The sequence below is a fragment of the Candidatus Poribacteria bacterium genome (assembly GCA_021162805.1).
GTDB lineage: Bacteria > Poribacteria > WGA-4E > B28-G17 > B28-G17 > JAGGXZ01.
Genome location: JAGGXZ010000066.1, coordinates 1 through 17,309, shown reverse-complemented (window position 1 = coordinate 17,309; position 17,309 = coordinate 1). Strand labels below are relative to the sequence as shown.

The following is a 17,309-nucleotide window of genomic DNA, read 5'->3' as shown; positions in this document are numbered from 1 at the left end:
TTGAGCGTCAGAATCACCATCTTTTTCACCCCCTTTCGTTTGGAGTTAGGAAAGTGGAGGGGGGAATATTTCCCCCTGCCCCTTCAGGTATTATAATACTTTCAGCCTTTTGTGTTTGACAATACCAATTCTATCTCAGGAGGGGTTAATATGAGAACTAGGGTATTTCTGCTTGTCTCGGCGGTGATCCTTTACCTTTTGATAAATCTTGGAGCCGCCGGGGTCGAACTGAAAGATGCCGTTTTGGTTTGGCTGTTCGACGAGGGCAAGGGCGAGGTGGTCAAAGACATCAGCGGTAATGGGAACGACGGCACGATCACAGGGGCAACCTGGACCGATGGCAAATATGGCAAGGGGCTGAATTTCGAGAAGGGCAATAAGGTCGGCTGTAGCCCGGCAAACGGGGTGAAGAATGTCGCCCTCTCAGCCACGGTCTGGGCGAAGTTCAAGGATTTCTCCACCGAGAACCAGTTCGTCTACATCAAATGCACTGGGACAGCAAGCCCCAGGTTTTTCTACTTCTCCACCTGGCATAGCGGAGGGCCCCACAACTGCATCCATCTCGGCGTGATAAAGACGGATGGAAAATGGGGGAGGGCGATCGCTACGGCGAAGATGTTCGACAAGAACAAGTGGTATCACATAGCTGGAGTTGTGGATACCAAAGCCGGTACTATCAAAGCATATGTCAACGGCGAGCTGAAACACTCGGCGAAAATTCCAAATGGGGATATCCCTGGAAAGCCCGCTGAGATCTGGGTCGGCGGCACACCTGAAAATTACCAATGGGCTCAAGCCGTGTACGATGAGCTTGCCATCTTCAACGTGGCTCTCACCGAGGACGAGATCAAAGAGATAATGAACGACGGTCTCGCCAAGACGCTCGGCGTTACCCCCGTCGCCCCAGCCGGTAAACTCTCCATCACCTGGGGAGAGCTCAAAAGAAGGTGAAGGAAGCAGCTTGATCCCCCTTTGGCGGAACACGCCAAAAGGGGGGTCATCCCTTCCATCTTCCCATTTCCCGCGAAACCTCACGATTTTCCCCTTATCCTGTAAGCGGGTTCTGTGAAATTAATGAACTCGTCCCGCCTCTCCACAGCGTCGAGGCGATGAACGATCCGAGGCTGCCCGAGGCCTTTGAAAAGCTCAAAAAGGAGGGTAAAATACGGTTCAGCGGTTTCGCGTGTCACAAAAACATAGTCGACGTGATGAACAGGGCGATAGAGCAAGGGAAACGTTAGCACGTTGAACGTTGGAACGTTAAACGTTCAACGTGTTAACGTGTAATAGCGTTCGATAGAAATGCCTTTATCAGCTTTATCCCCTCTTCCATACCCGGCGACTTGAGCACAGCACCCAAAAATCTGCCTTTCCTGAAGGCGATTACGGTCTTATAGTAAGGATCGTTTCCGATAAAGCTCTCATCGCCTATCTCCCTGGGAGTTGGAGATGCGTTCGGAAAGGTCGATCTGTACATCTCGAACGCCTTTTTAGCCGCCTCGTCGCTCTCCTGCTCCGAATAGAAGAACTGACATTCCTCGCCATCGATCCGATATTCGGCCATAAATCCGTTTGAAAGGAAGCTCTGTCCCAACATGTTCTTCAGTATGAACTTGGCGGAGTTGGGAACAAGCCCCTCCTTCGGCAGGAGCCTTATCAGATATTCCTCGGTTGTGGGATCGGGTATCTTCGACGCGATGAACTTTTCGAAACGGGGTATCATCTCCGCGGACCCGTCCGTGGTAAAATCAATCACCTTGACGAAAAACCTGCCCTTCCAGAAATCCAACTCATCTTTGGTTAGAAATCCTTGATTCCCGATATCAACGTAGTTTAGATCTCCATACCTTAGAGAGCTGTAGATCCCGAAGGCATTTTTGGGCGATTTCATGTCGTAGATGTCCACGGTTATTTCGCCTGAGCCGTTCCTGCTATAGGTCGTGGAGAGAAGGGATCGAAAGTCGAAGGCGAGAAATGCCTCCGCTTCGCCGTCTATATACTCATAGAGGTTTTCCGGCGTGTAGAGGCTCGATTTAACCGATGACCATCCGTTTAGGCTTTGCGGCAGGAGTTCCTCCAGCTTAACGTCAGGTATAAGCTCCGGCTCGGATCTACCGATTCTGGTCTTTCTGATATGCGAGCAGCCCAATGTGAGGGCGAGAACGAGGATTGAAGCCGTAAGGATTAAAGCGATATGTCTCTTCACGGCGATCTACATCTCCCAAAGCTTATGGATCGCTTATGCTCCTGCGCTCCGCCTCGACCGAATCGAACCATCGATCGAGTTCCTCCTGCATCTTCTCCACCAGATCGGGATGATCCTCGGCGAGGTTTCTCCTTTCATATGGATCATCCTCGATATTGAAGAGCAGCGGCGGATGTGGATCGGGGATATCCCGTTGTGGCTCAGGATCGCGGCAGATATCGGTGATACCCTCAGGTTCATACTTTAACCGGCGATCCATCTCCGCGTCCTCCTTCGTGATCCACATCGCCTCTTTGATCGGGGGACGTACCAGCTTCCACGGACCGTCACGCATGGCCGCGTTGCAGTTCGGAACGGGGGTGTATCTGTTCCATTGCCAGAAGCGGCGGTCGTTGATCTCATCCGTTTCGCCTCGCAGCACCCGCAACACGTTATATCCGTCGAGCTTTAAACCCTTAGGTACGTCTACGCCCGCGACGGCCAGGATGGTGGGCATCCAATCCGTGAAGTGGACGAAGGAGCTCAGCGTTCTGCTTCCGTCCAGTCCGGCGGGCCATCTTAGGATCGCCGGCACGCGGATACCGCCCTCGTAGACGTTCCCCTTACACCCGTTGAAGAGGGCGTTGTAACGCGTCGTGTTCATATCGCCCTTTCCGCCGAACTGGGGACCGTTATCGCTGGTAAACAGCAGGAATGTGTTCTCGGCGAGGCCGTATCTCTTCAGCGCCTCCAGTATCCTCCCTATGCCCTTGTCCATGCGACGGTTCATGCCGTAGATCCGAGCCACGCCTTCGGTGAACTTGCCCATACGGCGAAACGGCTCAACTTCCTCATCCGGCACCTGCAGGGGGAAATGCGGGGCGTTATAGGTGAGATGGAGGAAAAAGGGTTCGTTCCTATGCCGTTCGATGAATCCCAGGGCCTCTTCGGTGAACACGTCCGTGAGATATCTCCCATCCGATTTGCGGAAGGTCCCGTTATAATCAAGCCGCCATACCCAGTAATCGCTCCATCCACCTCGAAAGCCCACGAATTCGTCGAAACCCCGGGCGTTGGGATGATATCTCGGATCGAGAGCGCCGAGATGCCATTTCCCTATGAGGCCCGTGGCATAGCCGGCCGACTTGAGCACATCGGCCAACGTCACCTCACGCAGCGCCAATCTATCAAGCCCGCGCCCTTCAAGCGTATCTATGGCCCCGGTGCGGTGGGGATAGCGGCCCGTGAGCAGAGCTGCCCGAGCGGGCGCACAGACGGGAGAAGCAGAATAATGCTGTGTCAACACGATGCCTTCAGATGCGAGGTGATCGAGTATGGGCGTATCCACATCCTCGTTTCCGAAAGCCCCGATATCGCCGTATCCCATGTCGTCGGCGAGGATCAAAATTATGTTCGGTTTCACCCCTCCCATGCGAGATCCTCCTTGTCCCCTTTGCTCAAAGGGTATTATATCACCCTTCACGGTCGAAAGTCAACGTTAGGGGATCTAGACGTGCTCTTCTTCCCGCTTTTCCTCTAATCTCCTGTTGTAAGTGATATGCCTTCCATGAAAGCTGTATATATCTCATCCGCTGCTTTTTTAAGATCGAAGCAGCTCTCCTCAAGCAACCATCTGGTAACTACTCCTTCGAAGGAGGCATAGATAGTAGTAGCTACGATGGTGGTGTTGAGATCTTTCCTTATCTCCCCTAGTCTGATTCCCTCCTTAAGTATCCCTTCGATGAAATCGATGTAATCGGCTATAAGCATAACCGCTTCGCTTTTAAGGAACTTGCTGCTCTGTCGCATCTCGATAAGTATCAGCTCCGTTAGTTCCTTATGCTCCTTCACCAGCTCCATCTGAGCTTCGATCAGCCTTTTCAGCTTAGCCTTCGCCCCTTGTATCTGAGACACCTTGCCTTTGATGTATCTGAGCGCCTCTCCCATTTGTTCCTCGAAGATAGTTCTCAGCAGATGTTCCTTGGACTTAAAGTATAGATAAACAGTGCCGTGGGCCACTCCGGCTTCGCGGGCTATCTCGGAAACTTTAGCGTTGTAGAAGCCGTGTCGCACGAAGGTTCTAAGGGCGGCATCCAGAATCCTCTGTCTCTTCTCTTCGCTCAGCCTCATGGAATCCTCCTGCTGGCACTTAGTGATTGATTCATCAGTCATTATATAATATCGCTGACGGGAAAGTCAAGATTGATTTTCTCTCTCAAGCTGTGATATAATAATTCACGCTAGCGTGGGGGAAATTGGGATTCCTCACTGGGGCCGTCCACGGGATCATAAAGGGGGAGTATATATGATATGGATGAGATATCCGCATTTCTTTCTAAGCCTGTTCTTCCTCGGAGTTGCTGTGATACTGGCCTTTTTCATCATCGGTGTTGAGACGCTGAGACGGCGCTTGAGACGCAGGGAAAGGCATATAGAGGGGTTCATCAAGGATCGTCTCTCAAAAGGGAGATATAAGCTTCCCAAATTGATTTCCCGAAGCAGAAGAAGAGGGTATGGCAGGCTCGAAAAACTGGCCCATTCCCGCCCTCAGCCGGCCGTGAGGGGAACTTACGATTGGGGCAGCCAAATCGGCCGGAGACAACGCGAGGTGGAACACATCTTATCCGGCCGTAGATAACAGATTTTACCCTCAGGAAGGGAGGATGAAGGGAAGATGTCGAACCTTCAACAGCTTATAGAGGAGAAGAAAAAGCTGGAAAAGCGGCTCGCGGCGGCTTTGGCCGAAAACAGGCGAGCCCTTAAGATAAATAAGGAACTGCGCGAGGAGAACATCAGGTTGAAGATCCTTTTGAGGAAGAGAAGAAAAAGAGCGAAAAGGAGACCCTAGATGACGGAACTGTCCTCCCTCGAGAGAATCGTCCTGAATATCCTATCCCAATCGGGACCGCTCACACCGCTGGAGATGGCTGTCCGGTCGCTTATCCATCCCGACAGCATCCTGGATGCGCTCTTCTCGCTGATGGATAAGGGGTTTGTGTATCGCAGGGAAAGACCTAAAGGGATTGAGAGATACCTCTATTTCCTGAGCGAAAAGGGTTCTACGATAACATCAGGAGGCGATTATGAGCTGGACAGCTGCTGACTTCATCGCTCTTCTCCTAACGGTGGTGGTATCGGTTCTGCTTTCTATCATCGAGCTTCGCATCTCGTTTCCCGGAAACTTCGCCTCGGCGATGCGAACGGGATGGTCATGGCTTATCATCTCCGTCAACTTCCTTATCTCCCTGCTCATGTTCCTCGTTCTATCGCTGATATTTAGGCCGAACATGCTCATAGGTGTCATCTCCCCGCTGATCGCCTTCACCCTGAGCAGAACTGATCTGTCGATATTGAGGAACTTCAGCCACACAGGCGGGATAAAAGGATTCACCATCGGGATCGGCAAAACATGGTTTAAGGTGATGAGACCGCTCTACGATGGCGTTTCTCTGGCCTTATCTTCCTCGCGCGAGAAAAACCTCAAAATGCTCCTCTACAGGTACTCCTCCACCGAGGAGTTGCTGAAGGAGGCCAAAAGGTGCGCCTCTGAGGTTCCCTCTTACAAGCGCTCCCATATCGAAGAGATGCTGAGTTTCCTCGATCAGATCTCAGCCAGCGACACGTTGACCGAGGCTGCCAAGAGGGTCGCCTATGCTAGGTTTATACTCCATACCGCTGGCGAGAGCCACATCAGGAGGCTGGCCGAGAGGAAGGGAGCGGCCGAGAAAGGTGAAGGCGGGTGAGGATCTCTATTGCCTCGGCCACCCCATCCTCCTCGTTTGATCCGACCACATAATCGGCCATACATTTGAGCTTATCCGTGGCGTTGCCCATGGCTACTTTTACCCCTGCCTCCTCCATCATCGGCAGATCGTTGTTTCCATCCCCTATGACAGCCACCTCCTGCCGGTTCACCCCAAACCGATTCATGATATCCCTTAGTGCCTTGCCTTTTGAGACCTCTTTGTTCATGAATTCGATGTATTCAGGCATGGTGACAAGGAAATAAAGCCTGTTATCGAGCAGGGATCTGAACTCTTCGACCAACCCTCTGATTCTGGAAGGATGGTCTATCACAAGAAGCTTAGTTGGAGCGCTGCCCTTGAGCCTTGCGAGATCCACTCGCTTCGATCGGCTGCCGGTACGGGTATCGTAGAGACGAGACCACTTATTAATGTGCTGCACGTAGACCCGCTCGTTTAAGTAGAAATTCAGATGTAGCTCCCTAGAGAGACAGTAATCGACTATCTCATCCGCTATCTCGGGTGGGATAGGAGTATGTGAGAGCACCTCCCCGGTCGATATCACCTTGGCCAGAGCGCCGTTATAGGCGATAATTGGACCGGTCAGATTCAACCTCCGGGCGTATGGTAAGATCGTTCTGAACATCCTACCTGAGGCCAACACGATCTCAACTCCCAGGGAAAGCGCCTTAGATATAGCCTTAGCGTTCCTTTCGCTAAGCGTTCCGTCATCATATAGGAGGGTTCCATCGAGGTCTATGGCGATCAACTTCAATCCTCTCATGACATCTCCCTCACCATCTCTCCCACCATTCTCACCCTCTCGATATCCCCGTCAGGTGGTATCTCATCTGATATCCCTAAGACCAATCTCGGATGAAACAGCTCCACGATTCGCTCGACGCATCTTTTCAGCTCCTCGATCGGATAGATGGGGAGGAAATAGACGGCGGGTACTCCGTCAAGCAGCACCAGATCATCTAGAGCCTTTTTTATCTCCTCCAGCGTTACATCCCCCTGTGGCAGCGGGGTAGCAGCCTCTATCCCATCCCACGGACAATCCCTTAGATATGGCAATAGCGGTTTCATCGCTCCATCGATGTGGATATGGACGAATTTTCCCGCGGCATGGATCTGCTCGGCACGTCTTCGGTAATACGGGATCAAATGCTCACGCCATATAGGAGGGGGATCCATATGGGCGTCTATGTTCTCGCCGAAGTTGAGGATCTGAACGGGACACGAGCAGATCACCTCATACATCTTGTCATCGGCACAGGAAGCAACCTCCACATAATGGAGTATGATATCGGGATGATCCTGCATCATGTATATGGTGTTCTCAAAGCCCATATGTTCGATGAAGAGCCCCTGGATGGGGGATCTCCTGAAGAAGAATTGAGGGGCTCCCCTATCGCCCACCTCTTTAAGGGAGCTTTCATATGCCTCTTGATCCCAATACCATTCCTGATCTTGGATCATAAACTCCAGAATTTTGAAGTCCTCCGGTCTTTTCAGTTTATATTCGATGTTATAAGCCGATAGTCCCCACGCGTCGTAGCGCAATGCATCGGTCAGCGTCCCAACGGGTGTCTCCCAGTATCTGCGCAGCGTCTTCTCATCCTCCCACTCGCTCCACGCCTTGACGTTTTTATATCTGGAGCGCAGCCCCCAGCCGAAATATCTGATCGATGCGAGGCAATAGTCGTAAACTTCGATGAGGCTTTTATCTTTCAGATGCTCCGGAAGGGTTCCCCTTTTCTTGTTAACATGATACCAGAAATCGATCCTCGGCTGCCAGAGTATCCCTCCAGGGTCCTCACCCCTGAATATAGCGAGGTTCATCTCGCGAAAGCTCCTCTCGCTCATTCCATCTCTCCCCTTATCTCTCTAAGCTGTCTCATATAGATCTTCCTGATCTGATTGAAGATCTGGATGTATTCCTCCGTGCGATAATCCGGGTAAGTCCACTCCCACGGTCTGAAGCTCCCCTTATAGTATCTCAGCGTGGCCTCGGCGAAAATGCCCTTTCCGAGGTAGACCCTGTGGGAGTGATCCTTGGTGGTGGCGAGGACGAGCTTGCCCGCGGCGACGTATCCCGGATCAAGATTGATCATCCTCCTTTCGGTTCCCGGATAGAGGAATTTCCTCTCAAGTTGATTGGTCTGGAGTTTGATCTCCGCCAGATCCTCCGGCCATATCAGTTTTTGGAAAGAGATAAAGATCCTCTTGAGGTTTTCGCCCATCTCCTCAGCGTAGTAATCGGTGAAATTGAACGGGATGATATAGCTTTTCAGATCTATAGATCCGAACTTCTCCTGAAGGAGTGAAGCCGCTTTATCGAATAGCTCCTTATGGGCTGAGATCATACCACATATCAGTTTAACAGGTGGATGCGGTTTAGGTTCACCCATTTACCTCACTCCTTTCAAGATGTTTCCGACCTGGATGGAATCGACCTCCAGGTGCATATCGAGCAGGCGTATTCCCCATCGAGTATCGATCGCTTTACCTCTTCGTCCTCCATTTTCCCATAAGAATATTCGCATCGGGAGCACTTTAACTTTCAAATCTTATCAGATGGCCGAAGCGCAAGTCAAGGCATGCCCCATTTCGTGCATTTTTGATGTGATCTGCCCCATTTCGTGCACCCCTATCTCCTAAACCGCCCGATAAACGTCTACCTTTTCGATGGCACATAAATTGCACCTTAACCCTTTGTTCACCGCTGAGACTAAGCTGAAAACTGCAAGGGGGGATCCCGATGAGATGTCTCATCGTTTTACCCTTGGCGATCGGATTGATCTTCGTCAATCTCGGTTATTCTCGCCCGAATCCCTCCCCGGCCGGAGGGGGTTACCTGACATTGGGTGAGGAGCACGATTTTGTCAGTACCGTCAGGGCGTGGTTTCCGGAAGGTAAATTCAAGGAGCTGACCGCTGAAGCGTGGATCTACGTTGAAACGCCACCTGAGCCGAATACCTTTTGGTCAATCATAGGTCAAGAGGATAGGTTCAACCTGATCATACACGGCGCTAAAGGCGGAAACCCAGGGGCATGGGTCCATAGCGAAGGGGTGATCAGCCCGATCGTGGTCGGCAGCGTCCCAGTATCCAGAGGAAAATGGGTTCACATAGCGGCGGTGTTCAACGCCAACGCGGGGTATGGGATGAACGGGGTAGGAGGAAATTGGCTGAAACCAGGAGGAAGTATCCTGGGATCGGATAAGCCTCTTATCATAGGGGGGATCATACCGCAGGACCTGAACTTATGTCATTTCGCCGGCGAACCTATGAGGTTCAAAGGCTATATAGATGAGGTGAGGATCTCGGACGTGGCAAGGTACGTCGGGGTCCGATATGAAGTGCCGAGAGGCAGGTTTGAGGCGGATGAGCATACGATCTCGCTGTGGCATTTCGACGAAGGGCCGGAATCCATCCGTTACGTCGATGCCTCAGGCAATGGATATACGCTCTGGAGAAATGGGTTCTTCGAGATCGAACCTGAAGACAAAATGGCGACCATATGGGGGAAGTTAAAAGGGGTCATTTATGGCCATTGAGTCATTTTTAGCTGAGCTGTCATTCAAAATGACACAAACTATCGGTGGTTGATGTCTGATCGCTTTCAAATGAACTACATTCAAGATAAAAATGAGTAATCCGATTAAGGAGGATAGGATTATGAGGCGACTTATCCTTTATCTTTCCGTTTTGTCGGTCATTTTGAGCTTATGGGATTGTTCGGCATTGGGAGGGCCAATCGTCATTGTGGGCAAACCCGACTTGGTCGACGCCCTTTACTCGCCCGACGGACGGTATCTGGCCGTCCTAACGGAGGACGGCGTGGAGCTCCTAAATTCGACGGATTTCAAAACGATTGCCGAATTCACCGAGCACCCAAGCTGGAGAAGCAAACTGGATTTTTCCCCAGATGGTTCCCTTTTAGCGATAGGAGGGGACAGAATACGCATATGGAAGATCCCAGAGGGGAGGCTCCTGGCTGAGATAGGAGTAAAATCGAGCCTGATAGGGTTTTCACCTGACGGTAAATCCCTGGCTTTCGCGGAGGGGGATTCGGTCAAGCTCTGGCAGATCGAATCGCGGAAAGTGGTCAGGGAGTTTACGGGCGATCCGGAGTCGGTGCTGAAACACATAACGGATCCCCAGAACAAGCTGGGGAGAAATACAGAGATGCCCCATGTCCTCGGCTTCACTTTCTCCCCTGACGGTAAGCTCCTTGCCGTGGGTTCCACCCGCGAGACCATATCGCTGTGGGACGTTCAGAGTGCAAAACTGATCCGTCATCTCCGCCCTGGGGATAAGATGTGGTGGAAATCGCTGACGTTCAGTCATGGCGGTTCCATGCTCGCCGCTTTAGGAGATACCTATGGTTTCGTCCTCTGGGATATGAGGGACAGGAAACTTATTCGACACGGATACTCATCGTACGACTCGATCGCCTTCACGCCTGATGATAGGAAACTCGTCCTCGGATCGGCTGGAACCGTTTTGGAGTTTCTCGACCTGAAAACGCTTAAAATCATGTCCGTCTCAGCGAGACGATATCCTCCTAACATACACGGCTATGAGAGATGTAAACGGATATCCTTTCATCCCAACGGCAGATATCTAGCGGCCGTGTATCCCCTTGAGGAGAAGATACGGATATGGAACGCCGAAGGCATGAGTCCGATTAGAACCCTATATGGCTGGGGAAAGCTTTCGGAGCCCATCTATCTGTCCGAATTGAACCTGATAGCAGCACATACGGGGAATAACCTCCTGTTCTACGACGTGAAAACGGGCAGGATGATCCACGTCATCGAGTTCCTCGATTTTCCCTGGTTTTTGAGGGCAAGTCCCGACGGGGTGAGATTCGCCATCAACGCTGAGGCTAAAGCTCAGATCTGGGACGCCCGGACGATGCAGCTTCTCCACGAGTTTAGGATGCCCGGTTTTCTGAGCATGGAGGGGATGGCTTTCTCACAGGATGGAAAGCTTCTGGCCACGAGCAATTTCGGCGGAGGCGGGACACAGGTCTTCGACGTGGAGAGGGGCGAGGAGATAATCAAAATAGATGACGTGTCAGGAAGCTGCTCCACCCTTCTGTTCACCCCCGACTCCAAGCAGGTTGTGCTCTACTCCGAGGATCAGGACGCCATAAACTTCTGGGACATCGAAACGGGCGAGCTCGTCCGGCGGATCAGGCCATCGGGATACTCGGGGAATTCGAGATACGGCTGTCGCATTGTCTTCCGACCGAACGGACAGATCCTGCACGTCCGCGATACGGGAAAGGCGATAGAGATCTGGGATATCACCCGGAGGTCCCCGAAACTCAGATGGAGTATCGAGAAGCCCTTTATAGAAGAAACGGACAGACACTTCACGCCCGTTCAGTTCACCCCCGACGGACGAATTCTCATCGTCCGCGTTTACCGGAACGAGGGCGGAGAGTTCAAAACTGAGCTCAGGCTATATGATGTGGATAGAGGAAGATACGTCAAAACCATACCGGATCAAACACGGCTCTGGTTCAGCGTCGATGGGCGCTACGTGTTCATGCGGACCGAAGATGGAAGGATGGCGCTTTATCCGGCGAAGGATGTGCTCGGATATACGCCGTTTACGGTTGAACCTAAGGGGAAGTTTTTAACCGCTTTGGGGGAGATCAAAAGGACGGCGCTTCTACAGAACTACCCCAATCCGTCCAACCCGGAGACATGGATTCCCTTTGTGCTTTCAGAGGATTCAGACGTGACGATACGCATCTACGATCTACTCGGCAGAAAGGTGAGGGAGCTAAATCTGGGGCATATGAGAGCGGGTTCCTATACCGAAAGGGATAGGGCGGCCTATTGGGACGGAAGGGATAGGTTTGGCGAGATGGTGTCATCCGGGATCTATCTCTACGAGCTTCAAGCCGGTAGGTTCAAGGATATGAGGCGACTCGTCATATTGAAATGAGATCCCATTGACAAGCGGGAAAAGGTGTGTTATATTTACCTTGCCATTTGAACATTCCGAAAGGGGGGTAGCGAGAATGATAATGAGGATATCAGTGGTGTGTGTGGGTCTGATGGTCGTCGGCTTGCTCTTTGCAAGCTCTATTTACGCCAAGATAGACCCCGGAACCGTCGTCGGTTTATGGTTGTTCGATGAAGGGAAAGGCAAGACGGTTGAGGATATGTCCGGAAACGGAAACGATGGAACGCTTATGGGCAATCCAAAATGGATCGACGGCAAATTCGGAAAGGCCCTGGAGCTGGATGGTGATGGCGATTACGTCGACTGCGGCAACGCCGACAGTCTGGCCATGGAAAACGAGATAACGGTCATGTTCTGGGTCAAGACCAAGAAGAAGATGGTGGCCATGTGGACCGATAGGCAGGTGATAGTTGGAAAACACTACCTCGAATACGAGGTTGGGATCTACCCGCAGGGACAGATCCATACATATACCAATGACGGCACCGGCGGCGGTTATGACGAGGGGATCATGGCTTCCATGGTCGAGGAGCTGGGGGAGAACGATTGGGCGCTTAACAAATGGTATCACATAGCCTGGACCCTTGAAGGCAACCATGAGGTCGCCTATGTGAATGGGGTGAAGATAGGAGAGCACAACAAAGCGCATAAGGGTACCAAAAGGCTAACGCATCACCTGGAGATAGGCAGAAGAGAGGGAGATGGCTTATATCTGACCGGCGGCGTTGACGAGGTGGCCGTTCTTAACGTCGCTCTCGGTGAAGAGGATATTAAAATGTGCATGGAGGAGGGAATGCTGAAGGCGCTCGGAATGACCCCTGTCTCTCCCGCTGATAAACTTGCCTCCATATGGGCTGCCATCAAGGCGCGGTGATATCACCGTGATATCACCGCTTCGATCAGTCTCTTCAGCGCTTCGTTCTCCATCTTTCTTCCTTCTACACAGGCATCGTTCCAGCTGACGATCAGGTCGAGGCTGGGTATTACGATCATCGCCCTTAATCCTCCATGACCAAAAGCGCCGTAGGTGTCAGGGGGAGCGTCCGGCCAGTGGCGTCTCCCCTCACGATCTATCCCGTTCGTCCACCACAGGAAACTGTAGCTTCCCATGTGATCGGTCTGATCGTCCGGAATTTGCCTCGAACCGATCGAGCGCTGACCGGGCAGCATCTCGGCAGGCTGCGCTTTGGTGCGTGGGATCGAGTTGGGAAGCGGACTGGTCACAGCCATCACGGCGAGCTTCTCGCTGAGAAGCTGTCTTCCACGCCATTTTCCCCCTCTCAGGTAAAGCAGACCGAAACGGGCGAAATCTCGAGGTGAGATGGCAAGTCTTCCGGGCCGATCTTTCACCCCAAAGGCCATGAAGGTCGGATTATCCTCACATCCCAGCGGATCGGTGAGCAACGGGTGGAGAACCTTTTCATCCACGTTCTCATATGTGGCGCCATAGACCTTCAAAAAGAGCAGGTCCCAGAAAAGCGCCATCTGCCAATCGTTGTAATCGAAGGCCTTACCCGGTCGTTCGGAAACTCCATAACACGAAGTCTGTGTCGCCAGATGACGCCATGTGATATGACCGTCCTTGTGGTCAAGCTCGGGGTTTAACTTCCGCAGCCTAGGTTCATAGCGGCTGACCTCCTCGTCGAGGCTTGAGATTTTCCCTAGCTCCAGTGCCTTGAACAGGAAATGGGCATAGACGGGCTTAGCAGCGGATGCCACATCTCCCCGTCGGGTGAAGTCGCCCCAAGTGTAGACCATGTATCCATGACGCACTATACAACCGCGTCCCCTGACGTAGCCGCGGAAACCCTCGAGCTTTGCCTTATCCAGCCCTACCTCCTTGGGGCTTTTAACCTCCCATCTCTCACCCGGATAAACGGCGGGCGAGGATGTAAACGCCATCCCAATGACAAGCAGACATGTTGTTATGTACATGACAACCCTCCTTTCATCTTCTCCCTTCGACTACCACGAGAAACACGTCCATTACATCCTTCCCATGCTACAGCGATACATGTTACATCTATATCATAGCACTAACTCAACCACCACAAGCTCGCGGTGGGGGAAACTCGGAATTTGCACTTCGCCCACCTGTGCGGGCGCGAAGCGCAAGCGCAACTCGTTCGCACCGCGCCCGACCAGCGCATCACGCGGTTTCACGCTCCACTTTCGTGCATCATCAACGCGCACCGCAACTACAACCGCCGTTCGCGTGAATGCAGAAATTTCGATGTGGTTCGATGACCGCTCGCAAATGAGCCACAGGTCTTCGGGCTCATACTTGCGCCCAGCGTAAACGGTGAAAATTCCCGCTTCGGCATCATCCGCGATTGCGTGGAATCCCATCGGCGCAATCACAACGTTACCATGCGCGAACGGTTCATTGGTCAGGTTCGCGATGATGCGCACGCCGCGAAAGACGCTCTCAAGCACGCCATTGCTACCGCTGCCTTTCAGGTAACGGAACGAAATGAGCGGCGCACCGATGTAACGCGATGCAATCGCCTTTTGGATGCGGTCAAGATAAAGCAGCCAATTGCGCGCATGCGGCATTTTAAGTCCAAACGGCGAAGTCGCATAACTCATCTCATAACCGATGGCGAGCGTCCAGACGAGCGTCTCGCGGTCGGTCACGAATTGCCCAAGGTCATGATGCGCGAAGATGACCTTGTCATGCGCGATGAAATGCGCGAGCGGGAAAAATTCCCAAACGTCATCCGAAAGCCAATCGCGATACAGTCGCCGCCAAGGCGGTGCACCCTTTGTGGGAACGAGCTGCCACGTGATTCCGCAAAATTGCGCTTCGGTGTTGATGAGCCTGTCAAATCCATTTTCCGTTGAGACGGGGATGGCTTTCGCGGCGCGTTTTGCAAGGTTGATGATGCCCTGTGTGTATGCGTAAGGTGTTGGCGATGCTGGGTTGGTGTCATACTGCATTCCGCGTGCACCGACTTGGTCTTGGAACAGGATGTCCACTGGGTATTCGCGGGTGAACTGTTCGCAAATTCTGTCGGCGGCTTCAATCACTGCGGGATGCCAAGGGCAAATGCTCCAGCCCCAGTTGCGCCCATACTGCTCGCGTTGCAACTTGCCATCAAGCCTGCGCAGGAGCGGCGCATTGCCGTGTTTGATGAACGTCGGTCCTTTCGGGTCGTCGCACCACCATGTCGGATTCGTGTAGGGCATCACGAGATGACCGAGTTCGCGTGCGCGTTGGATGAGCGCTTTGAATTGCTGCGGCGTGCCCTTGCTCGGATGCGGCGGCAGGTGGTCTGGGTATTGCTTGTCAAATCCACCATGAAGGTAATCAACTAAATGCACCACCGTTGGGACGGGTAACTCATCAAGCATGCGCATCTGGTCGGCGAACGTGCCGCCAGTGTATTTCACGAGCACGGAACGCTTCCAACGCTTAAGCACGTCGCGGCGCATCTTCTCCGCAAGCCCGCACACGTAACCGTTTTCACACGCATACTCGCGCAACGCACTCACGACATCGCGCCCGATGAGCATTCGCACCGTCGGCGTTTGCCACGTTTCTCCGCGCCCGACGAACGTGCGCCACAAGCGTTCAACGTAACCGCCGCGCTTATCCGCACGTGCTTTCCATTCAGCGGGAACGAAGATGTGTCGCTCGTCGCGCTCGCCTTGGATGCCGAATATACTCACCGCCCCGTGAACGCTTTCGATGTGCACGAAGTCGGAAAACGCGGGCGGATAACGGCACTGAATTGCGTAAAATTGGCGCGGAATTAGCGCGTAAAAGAACGAATAGCCACCCGTTTCAAACCACACGCCGCCATCGGAAATGAACTTGCGAATTGTATCCGCAACCGCTTCCCACCTTTCGGTGCCGACGGGGAACCACTCGCCATACGGGTTCACGATTGCAAATGCCTTTCCACCGCGCAGCGCTTCAAGCATCTGCTCAACCGTTTCCGCGACGGCGAATTTGAGACCGACGGAACGAAGCCATGCCGATGATGCGAACGCTCTTTTCCATGCATCGATGCGAATTTCCGTCCAGCCGCCTGCGGGCGGTCCGTTGCGAAGCACGAGCAAAATGATCTGCGAGCGCGTCGCATCAATCTGTGCTGATGCGGCGAGTTTCGGGTCGCGCTTCAAGATAGCGGTGATGTGTTCAACGCTTCGGATGACGTGCATACCGTCATCACTACGAATCCTGCCACCGAAGCGAAATAGCAGTCCATTTCCGATGCGGTGTCCTGCGAGGAATGCGCCGTGTTCCGAAGTGATGAATTCAAGGTCGGGCTTTTGCTGTGGCGGGCGATTCACGATGCGCTTGCGCGATTGCCACTCGCGCACGAGCGCATCGCCGAGCAACTTGTGACCGCGCTCAGTGACCGTCACGTTAACGGGTGCGTCATCATCGGGGCGCATGACACAACTCACGTTTGCGATGCGTTGCAAACCCCTCGGTCCGATGGAATGCGTCTGCCAACCCGTCGGTTCGTGCTGCGGTTCAAAGAAACCGCGCTTGAGTGCGATGCCAAGTTCGCTCGGAAAGATGACGCGCTTGATGATCGCAGGCGAAAACGTTAGCGATGCTGGCATGCCGATGGCGAGCACGTCCTTTGTGGGATTCGCGACGCGCACGGTGAAGTCAACGTGGTTATCGCTTGCGATGATATCAACCCTCACCGTCGCCGCATCCGCTTCAAACGTCATGCGCAACCCTTGCGACAACCTTTCGTGCCGCACGCGACCGATGCGCTGATTTGCGAAATCGCTTGAACGCAGCATCGTGCCATCGCGCATTTGCAATACCCACAGGCTGCCACCCTTCGACGTCGCACAAGTGCTCTTGCGCCGCGCACCATCATGCACCTTCACGAACGCAATCGCACCCGTGCGCTCATCAAACCCAATCTCATATGTTCCTCCGCGAAGCAAAAGCATCCCATCCACTCGCTCAAACGATGCACCAACCGCAGGAACGCACAACGCAAACAGCGCGGCTAATGCACAGCTCGTAAATACCATCGCCACAGGCGCATCTTTAATCAACTTCACTGCATTCCCCTCCATCGCAAACGGCATTCATGATCTGTGACGGGTAGCTCCAAGAACAATCTATAAACCCTTCGGTCAGTCCATCAAGCTCAAAGTGACCCCCCGCGTCTGAGGCGACAACCCTCAGATGAATCTCCGGAGATGAGGGAACCTGACTGGATATTTCTCCTTGAGCATCTCTATCACTTCCCTCTTCTTCTCTAGCGGTAGCCCAGCAGACTGAATACTTTTTTGAGACGCTCAGTTCATAAGTGAGCTTCCCTACTAACCTCTCAAGCTCTGCTATTCTCTGGTGCTCTTTTGAGTTGGCTCCAGGAGTAAAGATCAGGTGTGCTCTCTCCAAGAACTGCTTCT

Annotated in this window: 17 protein-coding genes; 8 read left to right on the top strand and 9 right to left on the bottom strand. The window is 52.9% G+C overall.

Going from position 1 to position 17,309, the window contains the following annotated elements:
• Positions 1–150 precede the first annotated feature (150 nt).
• On the top strand, positions 151–951 hold the full coding sequence (locus tag J7M22_05460; GenBank protein ID MCD6506057.1) for a LamG domain-containing protein: 801 nt from the start codon (positions 151–153) through the stop codon (positions 949–951).
• A 325-nt stretch (positions 952–1,276) separates the two neighbouring features.
• Here J7M22_05460 and J7M22_05455 read toward each other — a convergent pair whose 3' ends face one another.
• The 3 genes from J7M22_05455 to J7M22_05445 form a co-directional block, all read right to left on the bottom strand.
• Positions 1,277–2,206 (bottom strand): hypothetical protein, encoded by a 930-nt coding sequence (locus J7M22_05455; protein ID MCD6506056.1) that lies wholly within the window; start codon positions 2,204–2,206, stop codon positions 1,277–1,279.
• Between the two features lie 22 nt (positions 2,207–2,228).
• Positions 2,229–3,617 (bottom strand): arylsulfatase, encoded by a 1,389-nt coding sequence (locus tag J7M22_05450; GenBank protein ID MCD6506055.1) that lies wholly within the window; start codon positions 3,615–3,617, stop codon positions 2,229–2,231.
• 104 nt (positions 3,618–3,721) lie between these two features.
• Positions 3,722–4,315, bottom strand: a complete 594-nt coding sequence (locus J7M22_05445) for a TetR/AcrR family transcriptional regulator (protein MCD6506054.1) — start codon at positions 4,313–4,315, stop codon at positions 3,722–3,724.
• 175 nt (positions 4,316–4,490) lie between these two features.
• On the opposite strand from J7M22_05445, the gene J7M22_05440 reads away from it, so the two are divergent.
• From J7M22_05440 to J7M22_05425, 4 genes are read left to right on the top strand one after another with little or no spacing between them, the layout of a single operon-like run.
• Positions 4,491–4,823 carry a hypothetical protein gene (locus J7M22_05440; GenBank protein ID MCD6506053.1) on the top strand — a complete coding sequence of 111 codons (333 nt, stop codon included), beginning with the start codon at positions 4,491–4,493 and terminating at the stop codon, positions 4,821–4,823.
• A 36-nt stretch (positions 4,824–4,859) separates the two neighbouring features.
• Positions 4,860–5,033 (top strand): hypothetical protein, encoded by a 174-nt coding sequence (locus J7M22_05435; GenBank protein MCD6506052.1) that lies wholly within the window; start codon positions 4,860–4,862, stop codon positions 5,031–5,033.
• Positions 5,034–5,288, top strand: a complete 255-nt coding sequence (locus J7M22_05430) for a hypothetical protein (protein ID MCD6506051.1) — start codon at positions 5,034–5,036, stop codon at positions 5,286–5,288.
• Positions 5,269–5,928 carry a hypothetical protein gene (locus tag J7M22_05425; protein ID MCD6506050.1) on the top strand — a complete coding sequence of 220 codons (660 nt, stop codon included), beginning with the start codon at positions 5,269–5,271 and terminating at the stop codon, positions 5,926–5,928. Before J7M22_05430 ends, J7M22_05425 begins: the two co-directional genes overlap by 20 nt.
• On the opposite strand, the gene J7M22_05420 is transcribed toward J7M22_05425, so the two are convergent.
• Genes J7M22_05420 through J7M22_05410 form a run of 3 tightly spaced genes read right to left on the bottom strand, consistent with a single transcriptional unit; the run spans position 5,876 to position 8,342 of the window.
• Entirely contained in the window at positions 5,876–6,712 is an 837-nt protein-coding gene (locus J7M22_05420; GenBank protein ID MCD6506049.1) for an HAD family phosphatase, read from the bottom strand. The two genes, J7M22_05425 and J7M22_05420, sit on opposite strands and share 53 nt — an antisense overlap.
• A complete protein-coding gene (locus J7M22_05415; protein MCD6506048.1) occupies positions 6,709–7,797 on the bottom strand; it encodes a hypothetical protein in 1,089 nt (362 codons plus the stop codon). Before J7M22_05415 ends, J7M22_05420 begins: the two co-directional genes overlap by 4 nt.
• Entirely contained in the window at positions 7,794–8,342 is a 549-nt protein-coding gene (locus J7M22_05410) for a DUF4416 family protein (GenBank protein ID MCD6506047.1), read from the bottom strand. Before J7M22_05410 ends, J7M22_05415 begins: the two co-directional genes overlap by 4 nt.
• Positions 8,343–8,692: 350 nt before the next feature.
• On the opposite strand from J7M22_05410, the gene J7M22_05405 reads away from it, so the two are divergent.
• The 3 genes from J7M22_05405 (at position 8,693) to J7M22_05395 (ending at position 12,792) form a co-directional block, all read left to right on the top strand.
• On the top strand, positions 8,693–9,490 hold the full coding sequence (locus J7M22_05405) for a LamG domain-containing protein (GenBank protein ID MCD6506046.1): 798 nt from the start codon (positions 8,693–8,695) through the stop codon (positions 9,488–9,490).
• Between the two features lie 121 nt (positions 9,491–9,611).
• Positions 9,612–11,897, top strand: a complete 2,286-nt coding sequence (locus tag J7M22_05400; GenBank protein ID MCD6506045.1) for a PD40 domain-containing protein — start codon at positions 9,612–9,614, stop codon at positions 11,895–11,897.
• A gap of 76 nt (positions 11,898–11,973) precedes the next feature.
• Entirely contained in the window at positions 11,974–12,792 is an 819-nt protein-coding gene (locus J7M22_05395; GenBank protein ID MCD6506044.1) for a LamG domain-containing protein, read from the top strand.
• Between the two features lie 2 nt (positions 12,793–12,794).
• Here the strand turns inward: J7M22_05395 and J7M22_05390 are convergent, their stop codons facing one another.
• From J7M22_05390 to J7M22_05380, 3 genes are all read right to left on the bottom strand, one after another.
• Positions 12,795–13,853: a serine hydrolase gene (locus tag J7M22_05390; protein ID MCD6506043.1), complete on the bottom strand. Its 1,059-nt coding sequence runs from the start codon at positions 13,851–13,853 to the stop codon at positions 12,795–12,797.
• 93 nt (positions 13,854–13,946) lie between these two features.
• Positions 13,947–16,955: a hypothetical protein gene (locus tag J7M22_05385; protein MCD6506042.1), complete on the bottom strand. Its 3,009-nt coding sequence runs from the start codon at positions 16,953–16,955 to the stop codon at positions 13,947–13,949.
• The coding region (locus tag J7M22_05380; protein ID MCD6506041.1) for a hypothetical protein at positions 16,942–17,309 on the bottom strand (368 nt) is incomplete at its 5' end. The genes J7M22_05385 and J7M22_05380, both read right to left, overlap by 14 nt.

Excerpts from the sequence above, each read along its gene's own strand:
- J7M22_05460 (MCD6506057.1), top strand. The coding sequence starts at position 151 with ATGAGAACTAGGGTATTTCTGCTTGTCTCGGCGGTGATCCTTTACCTT.
- J7M22_05450 (MCD6506055.1), bottom strand. The coding sequence starts at position 3,617 with ATGGGAGGGGTGAAACCGAACATAATTTTGATCCTCGCCGACGACATG.
- J7M22_05445 (MCD6506054.1), bottom strand. The coding sequence starts at position 4,315 with ATGAGGCTGAGCGAAGAGAAGAGACAGAGGATTCTGGATGCCGCCCTT.
- J7M22_05440 (MCD6506053.1), top strand. The coding sequence starts at position 4,491 with ATGATATGGATGAGATATCCGCATTTCTTTCTAAGCCTGTTCTTCCTC.
- J7M22_05435 (MCD6506052.1), top strand. The coding sequence starts at position 4,860 with ATGTCGAACCTTCAACAGCTTATAGAGGAGAAGAAAAAGCTGGAAAAG.
- J7M22_05430 (MCD6506051.1), top strand. The coding sequence starts at position 5,034 with ATGACGGAACTGTCCTCCCTCGAGAGAATCGTCCTGAATATCCTATCC.
- J7M22_05425 (MCD6506050.1), top strand. The coding sequence starts at position 5,269 with ATGAGCTGGACAGCTGCTGACTTCATCGCTCTTCTCCTAACGGTGGTG.
- J7M22_05420 (MCD6506049.1), bottom strand. The coding sequence starts at position 6,712 with ATGAGAGGATTGAAGTTGATCGCCATAGACCTCGATGGAACCCTCCTA.
- J7M22_05415 (MCD6506048.1), bottom strand. The coding sequence starts at position 7,797 with ATGAGCGAGAGGAGCTTTCGCGAGATGAACCTCGCTATATTCAGGGGT.
- J7M22_05410 (MCD6506047.1), bottom strand. The coding sequence starts at position 8,342 with ATGGGTGAACCTAAACCGCATCCACCTGTTAAACTGATATGTGGTATG.
- J7M22_05405 (MCD6506046.1), top strand. The coding sequence starts at position 8,693 with ATGAGATGTCTCATCGTTTTACCCTTGGCGATCGGATTGATCTTCGTC.
- J7M22_05400 (MCD6506045.1), top strand. The coding sequence starts at position 9,612 with ATGAGGCGACTTATCCTTTATCTTTCCGTTTTGTCGGTCATTTTGAGC.
- J7M22_05395 (MCD6506044.1), top strand. The coding sequence starts at position 11,974 with ATGATAATGAGGATATCAGTGGTGTGTGTGGGTCTGATGGTCGTCGGC.
- J7M22_05390 (MCD6506043.1), bottom strand. The coding sequence starts at position 13,853 with ATGTACATAACAACATGTCTGCTTGTCATTGGGATGGCGTTTACATCC.